This is a genomic window from Alteromonas sp. I10, from assembly GCF_003201515.1.
Lineage (GTDB): Bacteria > Pseudomonadota > Gammaproteobacteria > Enterobacterales > Alteromonadaceae > Alteromonas > Alteromonas macleodii.
Genome location: NZ_QJJN01000001.1, coordinates 134,676 through 157,949, shown reverse-complemented (window position 1 = coordinate 157,949; position 23,274 = coordinate 134,676). Strand labels below are relative to the sequence as shown.

Sequence of the window (23,274 nt, the reverse complement as noted above, 5' to 3'; positions counted from 1 at the left end):
ACGCCAGCCGCGAGTACTTGTTTAACTTCCGTTTGCTTATTTATCTTCCGTATTGGGCAACTAAATCGCGAACGTATTGCTTACAACGGGCTACAGCTTCTGAAAAATCACCGTTACCCACACTGCCCATGGAATAACGAAGCCAATACCCATCAATTAATGCAGCGGTAGACGCAGCGGCGTTTTTGACCTGCTCAGGTTTAAGTAGCTTGCGGTAACTAAACGCTAAATTACGCTCTAAGCGTTTGTGGTTAATACACTGCAAACGATGCAAGCCTTCGTTGTGTAGTGACAACGCCCAGAAGTTAAACCAGGTATTGGTGGCGGAACTCGCCCCTTGCGTTTGTGAAAAGTTATTTTCAATAATGAAATCAATCCGCTCTAGGGGATCGTCAATACGCTGCGTGATTTTTAGCGCATCGAGAAGGTGGCGCATCGTTGCTTCAATTAAACCTTGCTTGTCACCAAAATAGTGACTGATTATCCCTGAAGAAAGCCCAGCTCTTTTGCTAATTAAGCTAATCGTTGTACCGTGATAGCCAACTTCTGCCATCACTTCTAGCGTTGCTTCTATTAATTGCTTCTTGCGAACTGGCTCCATTCCCACCTTGGGCATGCTACAACTCCAAACCTTAAATCTAAAAAATAACCTGCGACAGCACAATGCCGCCGCAGGCATGATATCACGATTAAAAGGTTAAGCGTGCGTTGACTGCAACAGCGCGAGGTGCGCCAATCCAAAATGCACCTGGTGCAATGGTAGACGCATAGTCTTCATCAAACAGGTTGTTTACTGTTAAACGCACTTCTAGCTCTTCAGCACCTGAACCAATGTTTTCGATAAAGCCGCCAATATAGAAGTCGCTAACGATATAGTCATCAACTTGTGCTGCATTATCAATATCCAGGTAGCGGCTATCAACGTACTTGGTAGACAGGCCTGCAAAGTAGTTATCGCGTGCCCAATCAAGGCTAATTACCGCCATAGTGTCAGGCGTACCGATAACCGTATTACCTTCAATAGCTACCAGTGACACTTCAGGGTTTTCAGGATCAGCGATGGCTGCCAGCGCATCGTCAAGTGTATCGTATTGTGTACCTGAACTACCTACCGTCGCAACATATTCTGACTCGCTTAAGGTAATAGAAGTGAACAACGAGAACTCTTCGGTTAGCATAATGTCTGCTGAAATTTCAAAACCGCTAGACTCAATACCGCCCACGTTTTTGTATCCACCCGCGGCTGCTTCAAGAAAGTCTATGCCCTCTGAGGTTTCGTTACTGGTAAATTGAATACGGTCGTTAAACTCAATATTGTAGTAGGTCACGCTGGCATTGAAGCCAGGTGAAGAGTAGCGGAAACCTACGTCAATGTTGTCGGCTGTTTCTGGCTTTATAAAGCGAAGGTCAGTATCGTTGCGCTCTAGTTGCGCATCTTTGATTGCCGCAAAGTTCTCACCGTAACCTGCGAAAACTTCCACTCCTTCAATGGGTAAAGGTGCAACGATACCGGCTGAGAATAAGGTATCTGAGTCAGTATTCACCGCTAAGTTGTTGGCTGAATCAAAGTTGTCCGTTTTCTCGATATCTACGTTAAACTTCTTGGCACCAGCGCGAATGCGGGCAAAGCCTAGATCAAGCTCATCTCCCACATAGTACATCAAGGTATCAACTGGGAAGGTTCTGTCGTACTGCACCCAGTAAGGCACGTTGTCATAATCGACGCTAATAGACGAGTTGGTAATTTTATGCCAATCGCGAGACTCGCCACGCTCATAGTCTTCCCACCAAATACCAAAACGTACGGTATTATCAAAATCACCAATTTTGGTGTACCACACAGCATCAGCATTAATGCCAAAACGCTCTTTATCATAATGGGTGTGACGATATGAGCCCACAGGAATAGCGCCTTGCGCATGACAGCCTGGGTCATATTCTGCCCCTGCACCACCATAAGGGAAGGTCAGTGAGCTTTGACACCCCTCAATAGGGCTTAGCTGGTTGCCTTGTCTATCAACAAAGTAGATTTGTCCCAGCTCCTCTCCACCGAATAACGTATTTCCAACAATAAGCTCTGAGTGCCCTTCTGCTCCGTCATCAGTGATATCAACAATATAGGGGGGAACCCATTCGCCGCGTCCTTCATTGTTGTGATAATACACGTTAGTCATAAAATCGACCTGGCCAATAGTAAAGTCAGCCTGTAAATAAGCGAAAAGGTTTTCGCGTAGGGTAGACCAACCTCGACGATACGCCTGATCTTGATAAGGCACGCCTGTCCACTCGTCAGTTAACTGGTCCCAATCAGGATTTTGCTCATATTGCGCCAGCCCGTATATGCGCTGGTAGTTATCTTCGTGGGTATCGTCGTAAGACAGGTAACCTGTAAGAGACACGTCGTTAACGGTAGAGATAAACTTCATGGCTAAATGATCACGGGTGTTCTCTGCTGCCTGCTGCATAAAGTCAGAACTTTCTTGACTTGAAAGGCTTATCCACGCGTAAGTATCTTTAAAGATTTCGCCTGTTTCGTAGCGTACATAGTATTTTGACGCATCAAATGAACCCGCAGTTACACTGGTTATTAAGCCCTGCTCCGCAGACGGGTTAATGGTGGTGAAATTCAGTGTGCCGCCCAAGGCTTCGTGTGAACGGGAAGCGATATCCGCCGTACCCTGAGAAACTTCAACGCCTTTTACGTTTTCGGTATCGATATAGCGATTCGCTTTCGCGCCACCACCGTAATTCGAGTTACCGTTGGCGATGCCATCTACCGTCATGCCAATTTGCTGCTCGTTTAGGTTTACTTGAAAGCCACGAATAACAATAGACGTTGACCAGTCATCAGCCCCAAAGGTATCACCTTCGTTAATAAGCACACCCGGCAGGCTATCAACCGCGGCTAACACACTGCTAAGATTAGCCTGTTGTTTAAACATATCGTCGCTCGTTGCGTTATTCGCGTAAGAAACGCTTCGCCCAACAACGGTAATTTCTTCTATGCGCTCTTCGTCAGCACGCTCTGCTTCCTCTGCCCACGCCACTGTAGGTGTAGTCATAGACGAAAGTGCTGCAAGTACAGCTAACGAGAGTTTATTGTGTGTTTTCATGTGTTTCCCAAAGTAGTTGTGTAATGTTTACTCACTACTCTAGGTAGGAATTGTTACAGTAGCGTTAAGTTTAATTGAACAATCAATTAATAAAACATTTTCCATGTTTGTTTATTCAATGACATCCAAGTAAACACGCATCAGCTATAAACGGCCCCAGAAATTTAGCAAAGAAATCTTTGCCTAACAGACACAAAAAAGCCCTCACTAAGGAGGGCCAAAAGGGAAAGGTTTATCTTACCTTGATATTACTTTACGACTGCGTTGCGGCTTGAAAACGAGTGTTTTTGCTTTCAGTCCCGGCTACTTGCTTTTCTGCGTAAAGCAAGGCGTCGTGTAGCGTGTCAAAGTTGGGGATACCGGGGTGCGCTTCGTTTACGCCCTCAAGCACCTTATTGACTTCTGCATTAGCACCACAAATAACCAGCTGACGACCTGCCGCTAGTGCATCTGAGGTAACTGTATCAACTGCCATCGCAGCTGAAACATCCATAAGTGGAACGCGCGAGAAATCTAAAATGGTGACTTTAGAACCCGGTTTCACTCGCTCACGAACGTGGTGGCCCAAATCGGCAGCCGCACCAAAGCTTAGTGGTCCGCCAAAACTAAAGATTGATACTTTGTCTTTAAGAGATTCCAATAGCTCATTTTCTTTAGGGTCGTTTAACGACTCAGGGATTTTCTTAAGCTCTTCAATTTGCAGCTGTGCGATTTGCTTAACGTAAGCTAATGCTGCGAATACCACGCCAACACCAACTGCTGTGATCAGATCTACAAATACCGTTAGCGCAAGCACCATAATCATTAGGCCGAAGTCCCAACGTGGGCCTTTGTGAGCGCGCTTCAAGTAACTCCAGTCGATGATATCTAAGCCAACTTTAACCAAGATACCAGCAAGAACTGCGTGAGGAATTTGCGCTGCTAGCGGGCTAAGACCTAACACAATTGCTAGAAGAACTAGCGCGTGTACCATGCCTGATATGTTGTACTTACCACCGCTTCGGATATTTACAACAGTACGCATCGTTGCGCCTGCACCTGCGATACCGCCGATAAGACCAGCAAATGTATTACCAATACCTTGGCCGATTAGCTCTTTGTTACTATCGTGACGGGTACGCGTCATGTTATCAGCAACAAGAGATGTAAGTAGACTATCGATGGCTCCCAGCACAGCTAGAATAAACGCGGCTTCAAGAATAAGCAGTGCTTTGCTTTGGTCAAATACTGGAAGGTGAAGGCTAGGTAACCCCGTCGGGATATCACCAAGAATTGGCACAGACAACGCTAAACTTACAAGCGTGCCAATGATAAGTGCAGCCAGTGCGCCAGGCACATACTTGCCTAATTGCGGTGGCCATTTGTAGGCAATAACCAAGGTACCAAGGCCTAACGCTAAGGTTGCAAAATCAATATCGGCAAGCGCGGTTGGCAAGTATGTCAATGCGCCGATTGTTCCGCCTGGCGGCTCATGGCCCAGTAAGCGGCCGATTTGAAGAATGATGATGATTGCACCGATGCCCGACATAAAGCCCGATATTACCGGGTAAGGCACCAGGCGAATGTATTGGCCAACACCAAGGACACCAAAAACAATCTGGAATATACCGGCCAATATCACAGCTGTGAATATAAGGCTGGCGTCGCCTGACAGACTTGCGAACAAGCCTGCAAGAACAACAACCATAGGCCCCGTTGGACCAGAAATCTGTGCTGGTGTACCACCGAAAAGTGCGGCAAAGAAGCCAACCGCAATAGCACCGTACAGACCCGCCATTGGGCCTAAGCCTGACGCTACACCAAGTGCAAGCGCCAGTGGTAAAGCAACGATACCGGCTGTTAAACCGCCGGTAAAATCGCCTCGTAGGTTTGAAAGGTTAATTTTTACCATAGTTATAGACCTTATTCACCGCGAGCAAGTTGTGCTTCGGCAGTAGACTCGTCCATTACATCAAATTCACCAGACTCAGTGTTGTAGTAAAGCACTTCACCTGAACCAATGTTATAAACCCATCCGTGAAGTTTAACCTGACCTGTTGCAATTTTTGCAGCAACAGCAGGGTGAGTGCGAAGGTGCTGAATTTGCTGAACAACGTTCTCTTTCGTTACCGCTTCTAGATCGTCAATAGAAAGGTCTGAATGGCCACAGCGCTCTTTAACAACTTCAGTTGCAACACGGCAATGACCTAGCCACTCTTTTACATGCGGTAGCGCACTTAAGCCTTCAGGGTTGATGGCGCCTTTCATTGCACCACAGTCAGTATGGCCACAAATAACAATGTGAGAAACGCCCAGTGCAGCAACTGCAAACTCAATAGACGCTGTCATGCCACCAGTTTGGTTGCTGTGAGGAGGTACGATGTTGCCCGCATTACGGCAGATAAATAGCTCACCCGGATCAGTTTGTGTTACTAAGTTCGGGTCGATACGTGAATCAGAGCACGTAATGAAAAGCACTTCAGGGTTCTGCCCAGTAGCTAGTTTTTGAAACGTAGCTTTTTTGTTTGGGTAAACTTCTTTCTGGAATTTGGCAACACCTGAGATAACGTGATCCATATATAACTCCCAATTTTTTAATAATTGTAATGATTATGTAATTACGCCAGTTTCACCTGATAGATTAATAGTTTAATATACTAACTCGCGATAGCTAAATACTATCACTGCTTACGTAACACTACCCATAAGCATAGTAAGAGAGAGCCATTTTCACCATGCAATTCAACGGAAAGACCCCGTCAATTAACCAAATCCGCTATTTTGTTGCAGTGGCTAAATACCTAAGCTTCAGGCAAGCAGCGGGAATACTGGGAATTAGTCAGCCTACTCTGACCAGTCAGATCAGTGCGCTAGAAAACCTCTTAGGGCTAACGCTTTTTGAACGATCACGCACGGGAACGCTGTTATCTCCCCAAGGTAAAGCCTTGCTTGATGCAGCGGAAGAGGTGCTGCAGGCCTCTCAACGGTTCAGCGAAATTGCACGAGACTTGTCCGAGGGTGAAGTTGTAACCTACCGGTTAGGGATACCGCCAACACTAGGGCCTTATTTACTTCCCTTTGTGCTACCAGATCTGCACAAACGGAAGCCCGGCTTGCGCTTCTATGTTCGAGAAGGCGCCCCTAACGCATTGCAACACGGTCTACTGCGTGGTGAATATGACCTAATTCTTTCCCCACTTTCGGGCGAAAACTCTCAATTAATCACGCAACCACTCTTCAAAGAGCCTTTAAAATTCGTCACGCCTTCTGATCACAAATTGTCAGGAAAAGCCTATGTTAAGCCAGAAGAAATAAGCGGCGAGAAAGTGTTAACACTCGAAGACCGACATCACTTTCATCATCAAGTGCAGCGCATTTGCGATGAGATTGGGGCAGATTTACAGCGTGACTATGAGGGCACCAGCCTCGATACTTTGCGTCAAATGGTGGTAATGGGCATGGGTGTAGCGTTCCTACCAGGGCTTTATATTCATTCTGAGTTGCACAAGCCTGAAGCGTTACACGTGTGTGAGATTGCCGATATGCCTATTGAGCGTCAGCACTCATTAGCGTGGAGAAACACTGCGCCTGGGCGAAAGACCTTTAGAGAAATATCAATTATCATAAAAGAGATAATTGAAACTCGCCTGTCGGACGCCGTGACTATAGTCAGTGCTGCCCCAAGCCCTCTTCAAAAACGTTAAACTGGTTGTAATTTATTATGATTGATAGACAACATTTACGAATAGTAAGAGCGATAGATGCTGAAGGCACGATGACAGAAGCGGCAAAATCGCTTTTTCTAACCCAGTCAGCGTTAAGTCACGCAATGAAAAAGTTGGAAGCCCATTTTGACGTACCGCTTTGGAAAAAAGACGGCAGAAGACTCACGCTGACTCAGGCGGGTCAGAGTGTATTGGGCTTAGCTCACCGAGTTTTACCCCAGTTTGAGCATACTGAAGCCCAATTACGCAGATTCGCCGATGGTAAACAGGGCATATTACGTATTGGGATGGAGTGCTACCCGTGTTTTGAATGGTTGCTCAAGGTAGTGGCGCCTTTTTTGAAAGCCTTTCCAGATGTTGATGTAGATGTACGCCGCGCGTTCTCTTTTGGCGGTTTACAAGCGCTTCACGGGTACGATATTGATATATTGCTCACGCCAGACCCTCTTTCACTTGAAACCATTACCTACACGCCAGTGTTCGAATATGAACAAGTGTTGGTAATGGATAAGCACCACCCTTTGGCAGAGAAACCATTTGTTACACCGAAAGACTTAAGCAATGAGACCCTTATCACCTACCCCGTAGAACTCAGTCGACTGGACGTATTCACGCATTTTCTTACTCCTGCCAATTGCACAGTGAGGCAACATAAAACGATTGAAACCACAGAGATCATCTTACAAATGGTAGCAGCGGGACGTGGTGTTACTGCGCTACCTAAATGGTTAATTGATGAATCAAAAGAAAGCGATCTCCTGACTTGTCGGTCGCTTGGTGAACAAGGCGTATCAAAAACGCTGTACTTGGGTCATAGAAAAGCGCAGGACGTATTGGGGTTTGTAGATGATTTCATTGCCCTTTCGCAAACGCACAAGCCATAGGTTTTCCAAACTGTATTTCGGAAACTTATGTCAAACTAGGGAATAAAATAATTCGCTTGCCAACAATGTTGGCAAGCGACAACGCTCTAATTAAAGACTGTCGCGCATTATGCGCGGTTAACGGTATGAATGGCGCTAAATTTTAAACTGCCCCACCAATTCTTTTAAGTCACCAGAGACGGCACTTAGCTGCGTAGCTTCCACAGCTAACTCTTCTGCATGCTGACTAGTTTTATCACTTAAACCAGTGATAGCTACGAGCGACTTATTAATATCTTGCGCCACCTCCGTTTGCTGCTCGGTCGCCAGTGCTATGTGAGTACTTTGCTCGTGAACCAAACCTATAGACTGGGTAATGTCTTTAAGCGTTTCGACCACTTTCTCTGTCTTATCGACACCAGATTGAGAACGGGTTTGTCCTTCCTGCATAACACTGTTGGTCTGCTCAGACATCGCCTGCAATCGCTCTACCATTTTTCGTATATCAGTCGTCGATTCTTGTGTACGACTTGCTAATGAGCGAACTTCATCTGCAACAACGGCAAAGCCGCGCCCCTGTTCACCGGCTCTCGCCGCTTCAATGGCAGCGTTTAATGCCAGCAAATTAGTTTGTTCAGCAATGCTGTTAATTACATCGACTACAGCACCGATGCTATCTGACTCTTTGCTCAATCCGCCCACAACTTCAACACCCTGACTGATGGCGTCAGCCAGCGCGCGAATTTCCCTCATGGCATCTTGCACTTGCTCACTGCCGGCTTGTACCAATTCATCTGCTTTAGTCGCAGCGTCACTGGACTGTGCCGCATTTTTTGAAATTTCAACGACGGTAGCAGCCATCTGCGTCACTGCCGTAGACACATTGTCCACCTGACTACGCTCTTGGTTAATTTCCTTGCTAGTCGCGTGACTCACATCTCGAAGGTGATCCGCTGCATCAGAAACAGCCTTAGTGTTAGCGGCAGTATCTTTTAGCAATGATCTTAGTTTATCGGTAAAGGTATTAAACTCTATGGCAAGCGCACCGATTTCGTCGTTACTCTTAACTTCCAGACGCTTGGTTAAGTCGCCGTCGCCATGCGCTATTTCCGCCATTGCGTTGCGCATTTCGACCAAAGGCTGAGTGACTTTAGCACTCGCAAAATAAGTAATAAGCGCTATTAATCCAATAATCACAAAGGCGACGATAATTGCCGTAGTAATTGCATTATTTATAGGGCTATCAATGATGCTTGCAGGGATAAGAATGCCCAGCGACCAATTCATTTGTGGGTTAGTTAACTGAGCGTGCTCAAAAACCGCAACATAGTCTTCCCCCTTCCAGGTTACGTGCACAATACCAGATTCATTAGCCGCAATATTACTTGCCAACTTGCCAAACCCTTCAGTGCTATCAAACACGCTGTCAAAGTTGCGAATAGAGGAGCTTAGTGGCAACGCTTTGCTCTGTTTTGGAAAGTAAACAATGTTTTGGTTTTCATCGAGTAAAAAAGCCGTGCCTTGTTCTTCATAACGAATGGCATCTATGACCTTACCCACCGTGCTAATAAGAATATCGACACCGCCAACGCCTAGTAACGCTCCATTTTTGTATATCGGGGTTTGTACTACTGCAGATACGCTTCCATCTTGGGAATCGACAGCAGGAGGCGTTACATATAGCTTTCCTTTTTCAACGGCAGTAGTAAACCACGGACGCTTAGTTGCAAAGTAACCGGCGTTAGGATTGCCAGCATCAGGACCCGAAGTGTCGACGCCGACTCGGCCCTCTTCATAGAAGTATTCACCCGTCTTAGCTGAACCAAAGAACGCCGATTTAATAATGGGATCTTGACTGCTGATGCCCTCAAATGTGGCATAGATATCTTTGGATTGAGCCAGTTGGCTTTCGGGCGCTCCTCGCGTGTTATGGCGCGTAAAAAAATCTTGTAGAAAAGGACTACTTAGGAACGCTCTAGCAACGCCGCCATAGGTTGCGAAGAAGCCTTCAACGTCATTAGCCTCACGTGCAACTAAGGATTTAAGCTCTTTTTCTACGCGACTGCGGGTGTTATCTGCAACGGTATTGACTAAGAAAAACGCCGTAATGAGTAACATCAAAGCTATGCTACCGCCAACGATAAGCATGAACTTTTTTTGGAGTGATATGGATTTCATTTGTACTTCTCATTGTTTACTAAACGCCACAACGTGTGAAAAGTGTATTCCAGCACTAGGGCCTGCTGACCTTTGTTGTACATTTTTTCAGCGGTCTTTGTGCCATCTAGACAAGGCGGATGTTTGACGGTTTAGTGGTTCTAAGTCGAAAACATTCAACGCAGTATAGATGGCACAAAGGCGCTGCCCGAAGGGGTCGTTATGGAAGCCTTTTACTCTTTGTCACAGCCCTTTAACTTAGCCCATTAGGCTTGCAGGACTGTTTCGCGATTAAAAGGCTTCCATTTAGACCATAATTCGTACATCAAAGGTCAACAGGCCCTGATAATTCGCACACATTTCAGGTTTAGTTTTATTAGTATAAAAGCGCAAGTGAGCCGAGCTCGCTTGCACTTCTAATACTTTGAGATATACAGAGAAATTTTACAACCTCTGAAAGTCAATTCTACGAAAGTTTAAATACAGAGTGAATTAAACGCTTTTAAGAATTAGCTGTAAAAGCAAAGATAAGCGGTAGGCGTAGACACTTTTACGTCAAAAGATGCATCGGCAGGCACATTAAAACTGGTACCCGTTGCGAAAGATTGCCATTCGTCACTTCCCGGTAGCTTTACCACAAGCTCACCTTCAACCACTTTCATCAGCTCTTTTTGAGAGGTAGAAAATGTGTATTCACCCGGCGACATTACGCCTGAGGTACAAGGGCCGTTTGCAGATTCAAACCCAATCGAGCTCACTTTGTTGTCGAAATAATGGTTTACTTTAAAGCTCATAGTTACTCCTTTGATGTGAGTGCTGACTTTCTTTGCTTCAACTGTTTTTAAAGCAAAGTGCTGCAGCCTTGATACTTCTTTAGCGTTTTTGCCAAATAAGCATATGGTTGTTGGCGGGCATGTCGATTATTTCTTGCAAGCTTAACTCGCCTGCCCAAGCAGTAAGCTCATTGATATCGCGGTAGCCACCATAACCACGCGCTAAAAGCGAAGTATGGAAGGTTTGGTTACTTTCAGAAGTAAACTTACCACTATGTGTAAAAGGGCCATACTGACAGAATACGCCCCCTTTGGGTAAGCGCAACGCTACTGATTCCATGAGTAGCTTCGCCTCTTCTTTTTGCATGATATGCGCGGTGTTTGCCGTAAAAATGCCGTCTATGTCGAGGTTGGGAAAGTCATCTTGCCCAACGGTGAATGCTATAGGAGGTTTCACATTCCCCGTATTTGAATCACTCAGCCACGCGGCAATGCCTTCGTGATAGTGTGGTTGGTCGCTTGTGTGCCAAATAAGATGGGGCAAATGCTCAGCCAAAAATACGGCGTGCTGACCTGTTCCACTCCCTATCTCTAATACCTGTCGGCAATTGGCAAATTTACGTTCAAGCACGCTCAAAATGGCGCGCTTGTTGTTCTCACAAGCCTGACTAAAAGGCTTTTCGATTTGCATACACGTTACCTGCCTAATCAGCATTAATCACTTAAGTTTGGACCCAACCACTTTTCAGCCTCTTCTAAGGTCCAGCCTTTACGTGTGGCGTAATCTTCTACTTGGTCGGCTTGAATTTTGGCGACAGCAAAGTATTTGGCATCAGGGTGAGCAAAATACCAACCCGATACTGACGCCCCCGGCCACATGGCGTAACTTTCCGTAAGCTTCATACCTGTATGCTGCTCTGCTGACAACAAATCCCAAATAAGCTGCTTTTCAGTATGCTCGGGACACGCGGCGTAGCCTGGTGCCGGTCGAATGCCTTGGTATTTTTCGCGAATAAGTTCTTCGTTACTTAGTGATTCGTCAGCGGCGTAACCCCAGTAATGCTTACGCACTTGCTCGTGCAGATATTCCGCAAACGCTTCGGCAAGCCTGTCTGCCACCGCTTTAACCATAATGCCGTTGTAGTCATCGCCAGTCTGAATATAGCTATCAGCAAGCTCGTCTTCACCTATACCGCCGGTGACGGCAAAAGCGCCCACATAATCATTTATGCCACTCGACTTTTCAGCTACAAAGTCTGCTAAACAATAATTAGCGAATTTGTCTTTTAGGGTTTGCTGACGCAAGTGATGGGCAACACCTTGAATCTGGTTTCTCGACTCATCGGTATAAATTTCAACATCGTCATTAACGCGGTTGGCAGGAAACAAGCCGATAACGCCTTTCGCCTGAAGGCTATTCTCTTCGATAATTTTATCCAGCATGGCGTTGGCGTCGTTAAATAGTGACTTTGCCTGCTCTCCCACCACCTCATCTTCAAGTATACGTGGGTACTTGCCTGCCAAAGACCAGGTTAAGAAAAATGGCGTCCAATCAATGTAGTTGCGCAGCGTAGCCAAATCGGCGGTTACCGGTGTTACACCTAGGTTCGCAGGTTTTACTGGTAAAGTCGTAAAATCTGGCTTAAAAGCGTTTTCTCTGGCTTGAGCTAATGTCACCGGCTTGCTGCGCGGCTTTTTACGGGCGTGCTGTTCACGTACCGTATCGTATTCTTTTGCCAATTCCTGCGCGTAAATATCGCGGGACGTTTTGTTTAGAAGGCGCTGACATACGCCTACTGCTCTACTAGCATTTGGAACATAGGCTACAGGCGCATGGTAGTTTTGTTCAATTTTTACCGCAGTGTGCGCTTTAGACGTAGTCGCACCGCCAATAAGCAGCGGGATATCAAAGCCCTGACGCTCCATTTCTTTGGCAACGTGAACCATTTCATCTAGTGAAGGTGTAATAAGGCCTGACAGGCCTATCATATCAACGTTTTCATCTTTAGCGGTTTGTAAGATTGTCGCCGCTGGCACCATTACGCCAAGATCAATCACTTCAAAGTTATTACACTGAAGTACCACGCCAACAATATTTTTACCGATATCGTGAACATCGCCCTTTACCGTGGCTAATAGAATTTTGCCGTTACTTTTAGCGTCGTCTGACTTTTCTTCTTCAATGTATGGCTGTAAATGGGCTACCGCTTTTTTCATAACGCGAGCCGACTTTACCACCTGAGGAAGGAACATCTTACCTTCACCGAATAAATCCCCTACCACGTTCATGCCATCCATTAATGGCCCTTCAATAACGTGTAGTGGGCGCTCAGCTTGCTGACGCGCTTCTTCGGTGTCATCAATGATGTAGTCGGTTATCCCTTTAACTAGGGCGTGCTCTAAGCGCTTATTAACCTCTTGTTCGCGCCAGGATAAATCTTCTTTTGCGGCAGCCTTTCCATCGCCTTGATAGTTCGGTGCAATATCGAGTAAGCGTTCAGTGGCATCACTTCTGCGGTTTAAAATCACGTCTTCAACCGCATCTCGAAGTTCAGCCGGTATTTCGTCATATACCTCTAGCTGACCTGCATTCACAATGGCCATATCCATACCCGCGCGAATAGCGTGATATAGGAATACCGAGTGCATAGCTTCACGTACCGGGTTGTTACCTCTGAACGAGAATGAAATATTAGAAAGACCGCCTGAAATATGAGAGTAAGGGCAGGTTTTACGTATCTCACGGGTAGCTTCAATAAAATCAACCGCGTAATTATCGTGCTCTTCAATACCCGTCGCTACTGCAAAAATGTTAGGGTCAAAAATAATATCTTCAGGTGGAAAGCCGACTTCTTCTGTCAGCAGCTTGTAGCTACGCTGACAAATTTCTACTTTTCGAGCCTGCGTGTCAGCCTGACCAGTTTCGTCAAACGCCATCACTACGGTTGCTGCACCATAGCGTTTTATTAGCTTGGCTTGGTTTAAGAAGAGCTCTTCCCCTTCTTTTAAGCTGATAGAGTTAACAATCGCTTTGCCCTGCACGCACTTAAGTCCTGCTTCGATAACATCCCATTTAGACGAATCGATCATAATAGGTACGCGGCTAATATCAGGCTCAGAGGCGATTAGGTTCAAAAAGGTGATCATGGCCTGCTTAGAATCAAGCATGGCCTCATCCATATTGATATCGATGATCTGCGCGCCGTTCTCTACTTGTTGCCTTGCGACATCAAGTGCAGTTTCATAATCACCTTCAAGAATAAGTCGTTTAAAACGAGCGGAGCCTGTTACGTTGGTACGCTCACCGATATTAATAAATGTAGAAAATTCTGCGCTCATAATGCCCTCCTAGTGTACAAACGGCTCTAGGCCTGACAAACGCATTTTGGGTTCAAACTGTGGCACTTTTCTTGGCGCAATTCCATTGACCGCGTTAGCAATATCGTGAATGTGTTCCGGCGTACTGCCGCAGCAGCCACCTACAATATTCACTAGCCCAGACTGCGCCCATTCTTTGATGTGCTCGGCCATTTCAGGGCCTTCCATGTCGTATTCACCAAACTCGTTCGGTAAACCAGCGTTAGGGTGCGCTGAAATTAAGCACTCACTAACAGTAGCAACTTCATCTACGTATTGGCGCAGTAAGTCTGGTCCAAGAGCACAGTTTAAGCCGAATGAGAATGGACTGATGTGTCGCATGGAATAATAAAACGCTTCCGCGGTTTGACCAGACAGCGTGCGCCCTGAGGCATCGGTAATCGTGCCAGACACCATAACGGGCAGCGATATACCTAGCTTTTCAAAAACCGACTCTACCGCATAGGCTGCCGCTTTCGCATTAAGTGTATCGAAGATGGTTTCCAGCATGATTAAATCTGCACCGCCTTCAATGAGCGCTTCGGTAGACTCGCTATACGCTTCCACGAGTTCGTCAAAAGTAACATTGCGTTTGCCTGGGTCGTTAACGTCAGGCGAAATTGAAGCAGTGCGGTTTGTTGGCCCAAGTACGCCCGCCACGAAACGGGGTTTGTCGGGTGTCTTTGCTGTGAACTCATCGGCAGCTTTACGCGCCAATTTAGCTGCAGCTAAATTAATATCACGGGATTGAGCCTGCATATCGTAATCGGCCATAGCGATAGTCGTAGCATTAAACGTATTCGTTTCAATAATGTCCGCGCCAGCTTCAAAGTAATCACAGTGAATTTGATAGATGATATCGGGCTGGGTAAGAACCAACAAATCGTTGTTACCCTTAACATCGCAGTGCCAGTCGGCAAACTGTGTTCCGCGATAATCTTCTTCTTCTAACTTATGGCGCTGAATCATGGTGCCCATGGCGCCATCTAATATAAGGATGCGCTTTTTAGCGGCTTCTGTAAGCGTTGCTTGCGCGCTAGAATTTGGTCTTTGGCTCACGTGCTACCTCTTTGGCTGTGACTTTTCAGCAAGCTGACTTAAATCGTAAGGCGTGGTCTGATAGACATAATAATTCAGCCAGTTTGTAAACAATAGGCTGCCGTGTGAGCGCCACTGTACAATAGGAGACTTGGCTGGATCATCCTCTTCAAAATAATTTTTTGGAATTACTGGCGTTTGTCCCGCGGCAATATCTCGAAAATACTCATCTTTAAGTGTATCTGGATCGTATTCCGGGTGGCCCGTCACAAATACCATACGCTTATCTTCTGACGCCACAATATAAGCGCCTACATCGTCAGACTCTGCAACAACACTAAGTCCATCGACGCTGTTATACAACGAGGTGTTAATATGCCCATAACGGGAATGTGGTGCGTAAAATGAAGGATCAAAGCCTCTTAATAGCTCATTGTTCGGGTCATTCACTTTATGTTTAAAGACACCTGAAAACTTTTCGTCTCTAAGCTCTCGTGTAATGCCGTAAAAGTGATACATGGCGGCGTGAGCAGCCCAACATAAGTAAAGGGTTGAGTTCACGTGACGCTGCGCCCACTCCAATATGGTGGTCATGGTTTCCCAGTACTTTACTTCCTCATAATCGATAAGCGCGAGAGGCGCACCGGTGACAATAAGGCCATCGTATTTCTTATTCGCTACCGCTGAAAAGTCGTGATAGAAAGCATCCATGTGCGATTGGGGGGTATTCTTCGGCGCTTGATTATCAATTCGAATTAAATCCACGTTTATTTGCAGTGGCGTGTTCGATAATAGACGAAGTAACTGTACCTCTGTTTCTATCTTGTTCGGCATTAAATTAAGAATACCGACTTCAAGAGGACGAATATCCTGATTGGCAGCCCTGTCCATGTCCATGGTAAAAATGTTTTCACCTAGTAGTACATTCTGCGCGGGTAACTGCTCAGGAATACGAATTGGCATAGAGGGCTCCAGTGATAAATTACAATATCTGTATTGTGTCTATAACTGGCGATATGTCAACATCTTTACGTCTAGACGTCTAAACGTTTTTTCTCTGGTGCTCAAAAATACTAATTATTTTGTTTATGCACCATTACCAACATCTCAGCTTCGGCACGAGGAATGTCGCAGGCTTCAATAATTTCATCAATGCTAGCGCCTTGCTTGACTAAGTCCGCCGCACGCTGATATAGGCGTAGGGAAGGATCTTGAAGCTTGAGTTCTCGAAGCTGGTTTTCAATATCAGTTTGCTTTTCGTCTAATTCTTGAAGGTGTCGAGTGATCACCAAGGTGCGTGCTTGCGCCTCAGTTTGTTGATTATTTGCATTTTTAGCAAGGGCTTCAGTGCGGGCAATAGCCTCTGCGTTAGCATGTTCGCTTTCGCTTAATGCAGAACGCAACTGCTTAATGTGTGAATACAGCACACCCATCGCGGCGATGAGTATAACTACAAGAATACACAGTATGAGTTCTAATAAGGTAGGTGCAGCAAGCTGCCAATCCATGGACATAACCCTTGGGGAAATGTAGGCAGTATTATAATCAATACCGCCTATTCATTTATTTAGATGTTGCTAAGCTCATCCCACTCTTCGTCGCTTAACAATTTATTAAGATCTACAAGAATAAGCAGTTCGCCGTCGCGGTTACTTACACCTTGGATAAACTTAGCACTCTCTTCAGTACCTACGTTAGGGGCACTATCAATCTCTGAAGATTTCAAGTAAACCACCTCAGCGACACTATCCACCAGAATACCAACCACCTGCTCGTCAGACTCAATAATAACGATACGGGTATTGTCAGTAATTTCTGTTGGCGGTAATCCGAAACGAGCACGCGTATCGATAACCGTTACTACGTTACCACGCAGATTGATAATACCAAGTACATAGTCAGGTGCACCGGGTACAGGGGCTATTTCGGTATAACGCAAGACCTCTTGAACTTGCATCACGTTGATACCGTAAGTTTCTTCACCTAAACGATACGTTACCCATTGAAGGACTTCGTCGTTGCTGTCGGTGGCGTTATTATTTATTCTTTCGTCGCTCATGAACCTGGCTCCCAATACTATGGCGTCTGGTCGTTACTGCCTAAGCCTTTGTTAAGCATAGATATTAATTCTTCAACGTCAATTAACGCGCACATTTTTTCTTTAACCATCCCTGCTAACCAGGGACGCTTACCTGTGGACTCGCGCCATTTAACATCATCGGTAGTCAAATTGACCGTATTGACTAGCTTTTCACTAGCCAGACCCCACGCACTTTCCCCTAACATTATAAGATATCGGTAGTTAAGCGATTGTGCGAGGTTTTCGTCATATTTTTCTGGCATTACCCATTTTGCAGAGTCAACAACACTTAGTTTAGACTCTCTGTGCAACATTACACCCATAAACCAATCAGGTTTTCCAAATAAAGGGCCAATCTTCTCAATTTGGTGGATCCCACCTAGCGACGTCAAAGGCACCGCAAGTGTTAACCCTGCAACCTCAAAGAATAGCGCCTGAAAGCGAAAACCGAGAGTATCCTTTAGTGGAACTTTTGTTTTTTCAGCGCGGTTTAACGCAGCTTCTTGTTCATTTTCTACTAAAGTTTCTGCGTGAGACTGTTGCTGTTCATCTTCAATTGTCTTTGCTTTTTGCGTTTCAATTAACGATGTAACCTTTTCCGCTATCGCTTCTTGTTCATTCGATAGCGGCTCACTTTCATTGGCGGTAGAAGCAAGTGCCGTTTCAGCCATCTGCTGAGAAGCCTGCTCGAGCAATTTTGCCGTGCGCGCAGTCACATCTTCCGGTGCTTCTGGCTCTTTGAGGAGGCTATCAAGGTATGCCTCCATCACTTCTTCACGGGCAAAAGGCGATTGCTTGCTCATGTTCTCGTTATTTCTCCAATACCGCTAATAGTTTCTCGTACGCAGACACACCACGTGTTTTGGGGTACGCTGCGGAAATGGGAAGCTGTACTAAACTTGCATCCCTGAAGTGCGTGTCGACGGGAATAACCCCTTCCCACACGCGCTCACCATAGTCATTCATTAAGCGCTTTCGCGATGCAAGCGCCGCGTTAGTGCGCTTATCAAACATAGTTGGAATAATCACAGTATCAAAGGATTTGTCCAACGAACGTCCCATAATTTCCATGGTACGAATCATTCTGTCTAGCCCTTTAAGCGCCAGATATTCCGTTTGGGTAGGCACGATAACCTTGTCACACGCTGCAAGAGCGTTAACCATCAGCACCCCAAGCACTGGAGGGCAATCGATGATAGCAACATCGAATTCCCCTGCGATTTTTGCCAACACTTTTTTTAGGACTAAGCCCATACCTTGTTCGCTACCCATCGTTCTATCTAAGGTCGCGAGCGCCATTGTTGCAGGAAGCACATATAAGTTGTCTAACTTTGTCGGGCACAGACAATCCATAACATTATCGGCCGTAATGTCATTAGACTTAATAAAAATATCGTAAACTGAATGACTTGACGCTTCTGCATCGATACCGAAGTAATAACTCAGCGATGCATGTGGATCAGTATCAATCATGAGCACTCGCTTGCCTTGCTGTGCAAGCAAGCCGCCAAGGCTCACCGTAGTGGTAGTCTTTCCTACACCACCTTTCTGATTCGCTACTGTCCACACTTTCATATTTGCTGTTCCATTACTGTTCAAACTGCTATCGCATTTCGGTTTGAACGCAACTGCTCATATCATCAATGTTTATATTTTTACTGGATATATTGGCAACGGCTACAGCTTGAGGCATACCGTACACAACACAGGAATCTTGGTCTTGAGCCCAAATCGTTGCGCCTTTTTCCTTGAGCATTCGACATCCTTCTCTGCCGTCAGCCCCCATACCCGTCAATATAATTCCTAATACATCCCCACCATAAGCTTTAGCCAGAGAACTGAAAGTGAGATCAACACTGGGCTTATAATTCACCTTGTCACTCGCATTTGCGTCAACAATGGCAATGCGTTTATTCGCACCTATGGTTTCTAGCAACATTTGCTTCCCACCGGGAGCAAGATACGCATGACCTGGTTTTAGAATGTCACCGTGCTCGGCTTCTTTTACTCTAATCTTACAGTTTGTGTCTAAACGCTGTGCAAATGCCGTAGTAAATGTTCCAGGCATGTGTTGTACAAGCAAAATGGGGTAAGGAAACTCTGCAGGTAAAGGAGACAGCACTTTTTGAAGCGCCACAGGCCCGCCTGTAGAAGCCCCAATTGCCAAACACTTGTAGTGCTTTCCCGTCGCTCTTACAGACGAAACGGTTGGTTGTTTGGCTGCGTCTTTATGCCCTGATAGCAACCCTGATGTTTTAAAAAACGCCTGCTTTGGCGCATTATCAGGAAGCTTTCTTGCCTCTGTAGAGCGAAACGACGGACGCTTAAGACCAATACCACGACGCGCTATTAAGCGTACTTTTGTACACAACAAGCGCGATGCGTCTTTTCTGTCCTGCGCGATATCTTCAAATTTCTTCGGTAAGAAATCGAGCGCGCCCGCTTCTAACGCATCTAATGTCGCTTGCGCACCATGATGCGTAAGCGACGAAAACATAAGAATAGGTGTAGGCCGTTTGTCCATTATGGCCTTTACAGCTGAAATGCCGTCCATGACAGGCATTTCAACATCCATCGTTATCACATCCGGCTTAAGCGCTTCTGCTTTTTCAAGTGCATCGCGCCCATTTCTCGCTTCCCCAACAACTTCAAGTTCCCTATCGCCATCGAGTATTTCTTTTACTCGACGACGATAAAAAGTCGAGTCGTCCACGACAAGGACTTTAAAGACCATGGATTATTATTCCTGTTAATTCATCGCCTTACTTGATGGGTTTACGCGCATACCGTTTAAGCAGGCTCGGAATATCTAAAATTAGTGCAATTCCACCGTCTGATGTAATCGTGGCTCCCGCCATACCAGGCGTGCCTTGCAATAATGCATCAAGAGGTTTAATAACCACTTCTTCTTGGCCTATTAGCGCGTCTACTACGAATCCTACTTGTTGTGTACCAATTTGCACTACAACAACGTGTCCCTTTTCTCTATCGATGTTTTTGGGACCTCGAATCAACCATTCACCAAGGAAGAACAACGGAATTGCTTTTGAACGAACTATCATTGTTAGCTGGCCATCGACCGTGTTGGTCTTTTTGATGTCCATATTTATTATTTCGTTCACCGCACCTAATGGTAACGCAAAGGTTTGTTTTCCTACAACAATCATTAGCGTCGGAAGAATGGCTAGCGTTAGCGGAACTTTGATATCCAGTCGCGTGCCTTTTCCTAGCTGTGAATCAATGTTCACGGTGCCGTTAAGTTGGTTAATTTTGGTCTTAACCACGTCCATGCCCACACCGCGACCAGAAATATCACTAATTTCAGTTTTGGTTGAGAACCCTGGCGCGAATATCAAGTTAAACGCTTCAACATCCGACATCCGTGCAGCTGCGTCTGCGTCTAGTACACCGCGACTAATAGCAATTTCTTTAAGCTTTTCAGGATCCATTCCTTTACCATCATCTTCGATGGTTAGAAGAATATGATCGCCTTCTTGAGATGCCGATAGCTGAACCGTACCCATGCGCGGCTTACCCGCTGCAGCACGGTCATCAGGCATTTCAATACCATGGTCGACGGAGTTTCTCACCAAATGCACAAGTGGATCGGCCAGTGCTTCAACCAGGTTTTTGTCTAAATCAGTTTCCTCACCCACAAGCTCAAGGGTTATTTCTTTTTTCAAGCTTCTAGCGAGGTCTCGAACAACGCGAGGGAAACGACCAAACACCTTCTTGATTGGTTGCATGCGGGTTTTCATTACCGCACCTTGCAAGTCGCCCGTTACCACATCTAAGTTGGCAATGGCTTTGGACATGCTTTCGTCGTTACTGTTGATACCCAAGCTTATTAGCCTGTTTCTCACTAGTACGAGTTCACCCACCATGTTCATAATTTGGTCAAGACGCTTGGTATCTACACGTACTGTAGTCTCAGCAGGAGGCGCAGCTGGTGCCGCCTTCTTCTCATCTTTTTTAGGCGCTGCTTTTGGTGCAGCAGGCGCGCTTGCTTTAGCTGGCGCTGCGGCGCTAGGAGCAGGCGTCGCTTTTGGCGCAGCGGGCGCTGCTTGTTTCGCTTTTTGAACCGCTTCTGTTGCTGCCTTATCTACAGGAGGCTCTGGCGCCTTTGAAACGGCTCCCTGCTTGGTAGGCCCTTGCCCTGAGCCATGTAGTTGGTCAAGCAGTGCTTCAAATTCGTCATCGGTGATTTCTTCATCACCAGCTGAACTCGGCGTAACTGGTGCTGGAGCTGGTGTATTTGCCTTTGGCGCAGCTTCTTCACCACCAAACTTGCCTTTGCCATGTAAATCATCGAGCAGCGCTTCAAATTCTTCGTCGGTGATATCGTCGTTATCACTAGCGGCAGCAGGTGCAGCAGCCTTTGCAGGTTCGCTTTTAGCCGCTGAGGACTGTCCTGGTGCCCCAGAGCCATGAAGCTCATCAAGCAGCGCTTCAAACTCATCTTCAGTGATTTCGTCAATACCGCCGCTATCACCAGAACTTGGTGCCTGTGCAGTAGGCTCTTCAACAACTAATTCTGGCTCTTCAATCGCGGGCTCAGGTTCTGACGCCGGCGCGCTTTGTTCACCAAAAATATTCTCATCTGGAGATTCCGGGCGACTTAGTTTGTGTAACAAGTCTACTAGGTGTGCATCTGCTGGCTCTAATGGATCCCGAGCTTTCACTCGTTCAAACATTTCAACCACCACATCTGTGGCTTGCAGAATAATATCCATCAGTTCAGGGGTTAGTGTTCGTTGACCGTTACGCATTACGTCAAAGACGTTTTCCGCACCGTGACAAATTTCTACTAACTCGGTAAGAGACAGGAACCCTGCTCCCCCTTTAACTGTGTGATAACCACGGAAAATTGCATTCAGCAAATCCGCATCTTCAGGATTGTTCTCAAGATCAACGAGCTGTTCTTGTAATTGTTCAAGTATCTCTCCAGCCTCAACTAGAAAGTCCTGTAATATATCCTCGTCAACATCAAACGACATGCGCCCGCTCCCCTAAAAACCTAAGCTAGACAGAAGATCATCTACATCATCTTGGCCTGACACGACGTCGTCGCGCTTATCGGCATCAATGATAGGGCCTTCTGCCTCTACACCATCAACCTTATCGGCCTTAACGCTAGATGGTTTAGTTTGTTCTGCACCGTCGCGTTCACCAAACATGGTAAGCATGTTAACTAAGCTGTCTTCCACTTCTTTAACCAAGTCGATAACGCGGCGAATAACCTGACCAGTTAAGTCTTGATAACCTTGAGCCATCAATACTTCTGTAAGTAACTGTGTAAGTTTAGCTGACTGTGCCGAACCTTCTTCCAACAATTCGTCTAAGTCTGCGCATAAAGCCTTGAATTCACCCAACTCTATTTGGCGATTCATCAGCTTCTTCCACTCAGGCATAACCTTTTCGATGCGCGCCGACAGCATTTCAGCTATAGGCATGCTCGCTTCAACGGCATCCATAGTAGTATTAGCAGCTTTTTCAGTTTCTTCAATTACGTAGGTTAGGCGGGATTGTGCATCGGGAATATCATCGGTCGCGAGATTTTTAATGCGGTCGTCTATTTGGAAATTATTCAGCGCGTCATGGAGCTGACGCGTCAGTTTCCCTACTTCGGCAAATAACTCAACGTTTTCTTTCATTGAGGCCGCTTCTAATAGGGCATTGGCTGAAGCGTTGTCACCCTCTTCAAGGTAGGTGACAAGCTGTTTTGCTTCTTCCAACGAAATTGGAACGTTTACATTCGTTGACATCCAGTAAACCTCATTTCTCTGGTGAGCGTCTGGATCAACCTAAACGTTCGAATATTTTATCTAATTTTTCTTTAAGTGTTGCTGCAGTGAACGGCTTAACAACGTAGCCATTAACACCTGCTTGCGCAGCGGCAACAATTTGCTCTTTCTTCGCTTCAGCAGTAACCATAAGTACTGGTAGGTGCTTGAGCTTGTCATCGGCTCTAATCGCGCGAAGCAAGTCAATACCCTGCATTCCAGGCATGTTCCAATCGGTAACTACGAAATCGAAATCACCTTGCTGCAACATAGGCAATGCAGTACTTCCGTCATCCGCTTCCTGGATGTTGGAAAAACCCAAATCTTTAAGTAGGTTTTTGATGATACGTCTCATGGTAGAAAAATCATCGACCACGAGAATTTTCATGCTTTTGTCCAAAATAGC

General features: G+C 46.0%; 20 protein-coding genes. 2 read left to right on the top strand and 18 right to left on the bottom strand.

The annotated features are described in order from the left end of the window. Positions 1-40: 40 nt before the first annotated feature. The 4 genes from betI to BZA03_RS00595 form a co-directional block, all read right to left on the bottom strand. Positions 41-616, bottom strand: coding sequence for a transcriptional regulator BetI (betI, locus tag BZA03_RS00610; protein ID WP_069943918.1), 576 nt, complete (start codon positions 614-616; stop codon positions 41-43). Positions 617-689: 73 nt separating this feature from the next. Beyond that, positions 690-3,113, bottom strand: a complete 2,424-nt coding sequence (locus BZA03_RS00605; protein ID WP_110287703.1) for a TonB-dependent receptor domain-containing protein — start codon at positions 3,111-3,113, stop codon at positions 690-692. A 253-nt stretch (positions 3,114-3,366) separates the two neighbouring features. After that, positions 3,367-5,004, bottom strand: coding sequence for a SulP family inorganic anion transporter (locus BZA03_RS00600; protein ID WP_014948665.1), 1,638 nt, complete (start codon positions 5,002-5,004; stop codon positions 3,367-3,369). 11 nt (positions 5,005-5,015) lie between these two features. Continuing rightward, positions 5,016-5,669, bottom strand: a complete 654-nt coding sequence (locus tag BZA03_RS00595) for a carbonic anhydrase (RefSeq protein ID WP_014948664.1) — start codon at positions 5,667-5,669, stop codon at positions 5,016-5,018. 158 nt (positions 5,670-5,827) lie between these two features. Between BZA03_RS00595 and BZA03_RS00590 the strand changes: the two genes are divergently transcribed. Both BZA03_RS00590 and BZA03_RS00585 read left to right on the top strand, forming a co-directional pair. Continuing rightward, a complete protein-coding gene (locus BZA03_RS00590) occupies positions 5,828-6,796 on the top strand; it encodes a hydrogen peroxide-inducible genes activator (protein ID WP_014948663.1) in 969 nt (322 codons plus the stop codon). Positions 6,797-6,813: 17 nt separating this feature from the next. Continuing rightward, positions 6,814-7,701, top strand: a complete 888-nt coding sequence (locus BZA03_RS00585) for a LysR family transcriptional regulator (RefSeq protein WP_039223024.1) — start codon at positions 6,814-6,816, stop codon at positions 7,699-7,701. A gap of 135 nt (positions 7,702-7,836) precedes the next feature. Here the strand turns inward: BZA03_RS00585 and BZA03_RS00580 are convergent, their stop codons facing one another. The 14 genes from BZA03_RS00580 to cheY form a co-directional block, all read right to left on the bottom strand. Continuing rightward, entirely contained in the window at positions 7,837-9,858 is a 2,022-nt protein-coding gene (locus tag BZA03_RS00580; RefSeq protein ID WP_039223026.1) for a methyl-accepting chemotaxis protein, read from the bottom strand. A gap of 488 nt (positions 9,859-10,346) precedes the next feature. Then, positions 10,347-10,631 (bottom strand): pyrimidine/purine nucleoside phosphorylase, encoded by a 285-nt coding sequence (locus BZA03_RS00575; protein ID WP_014948660.1) that lies wholly within the window; start codon positions 10,629-10,631, stop codon positions 10,347-10,349. Positions 10,632-10,710: 79 nt separating this feature from the next. Then, complete coding sequence (locus tag BZA03_RS00570; protein ID WP_110287702.1) at positions 10,711-11,301, bottom strand: DUF938 domain-containing protein; 591 nt, start codon at positions 11,299-11,301, stop codon at positions 10,711-10,713. 23 nt (positions 11,302-11,324) lie between these two features. Next, the gene (gene metH, locus BZA03_RS00565) at positions 11,325-13,949 is read right to left on the bottom strand and encodes a methionine synthase (RefSeq protein WP_110287701.1); all 2,625 of its coding nucleotides are present in this window, start codon (positions 13,947-13,949) and stop codon (positions 11,325-11,327) included. A 9-nt stretch (positions 13,950-13,958) separates the two neighbouring features. Further along, complete coding sequence (locus BZA03_RS00560) at positions 13,959-15,026, bottom strand: homocysteine S-methyltransferase family protein (RefSeq protein ID WP_110287700.1); 1,068 nt, start codon at positions 15,024-15,026, stop codon at positions 13,959-13,961. 3 nt (positions 15,027-15,029) lie between these two features. After that, positions 15,030-15,968, bottom strand: coding sequence for a homoserine O-succinyltransferase (gene metA / locus BZA03_RS00555; RefSeq protein WP_110287699.1), 939 nt, complete (start codon positions 15,966-15,968; stop codon positions 15,030-15,032). A gap of 110 nt (positions 15,969-16,078) precedes the next feature. After that, positions 16,079-16,513: a DUF2802 domain-containing protein gene (locus tag BZA03_RS00550; RefSeq protein ID WP_014948655.1), complete on the bottom strand. Its 435-nt coding sequence runs from the start codon at positions 16,511-16,513 to the stop codon at positions 16,079-16,081. Positions 16,514-16,572: 59 nt separating this feature from the next. Then, positions 16,573-17,064: a chemotaxis protein CheW gene (locus BZA03_RS00545; RefSeq protein ID WP_014948654.1), complete on the bottom strand. Its 492-nt coding sequence runs from the start codon at positions 17,062-17,064 to the stop codon at positions 16,573-16,575. Between the two features lie 17 nt (positions 17,065-17,081). Beyond that, the gene (locus tag BZA03_RS00540) at positions 17,082-17,888 is read right to left on the bottom strand and encodes a chemotaxis protein CheW (RefSeq protein ID WP_110287698.1); all 807 of its coding nucleotides are present in this window, start codon (positions 17,886-17,888) and stop codon (positions 17,082-17,084) included. 7 nt (positions 17,889-17,895) lie between these two features. After that, a complete protein-coding gene (locus BZA03_RS00535; RefSeq protein ID WP_110287697.1) occupies positions 17,896-18,660 on the bottom strand; it encodes a ParA family protein in 765 nt (254 codons plus the stop codon). A gap of 28 nt (positions 18,661-18,688) precedes the next feature. Beyond that, on the bottom strand, positions 18,689-19,819 hold the full coding sequence (locus BZA03_RS00530; RefSeq protein ID WP_014975914.1) for a chemotaxis response regulator protein-glutamate methylesterase: 1,131 nt from the start codon (positions 19,817-19,819) through the stop codon (positions 18,689-18,691). A gap of 28 nt (positions 19,820-19,847) precedes the next feature. Beyond that, on the bottom strand, positions 19,848-22,082 hold the full coding sequence (locus BZA03_RS00525) for a chemotaxis protein CheA (RefSeq protein WP_110287696.1): 2,235 nt from the start codon (positions 22,080-22,082) through the stop codon (positions 19,848-19,850). Positions 22,083-22,094: 12 nt separating this feature from the next. Further along, positions 22,095-22,850, bottom strand: coding sequence for a protein phosphatase CheZ (locus tag BZA03_RS00520; RefSeq protein WP_014948650.1), 756 nt, complete (start codon positions 22,848-22,850; stop codon positions 22,095-22,097). A 34-nt stretch (positions 22,851-22,884) separates the two neighbouring features. Continuing rightward, positions 22,885-23,268, bottom strand: coding sequence for a chemotaxis response regulator CheY (gene cheY / locus BZA03_RS00515; RefSeq protein WP_012517682.1), 384 nt, complete (start codon positions 23,266-23,268; stop codon positions 22,885-22,887). Between the last annotated feature and the right edge of the window lie 6 nt (positions 23,269-23,274).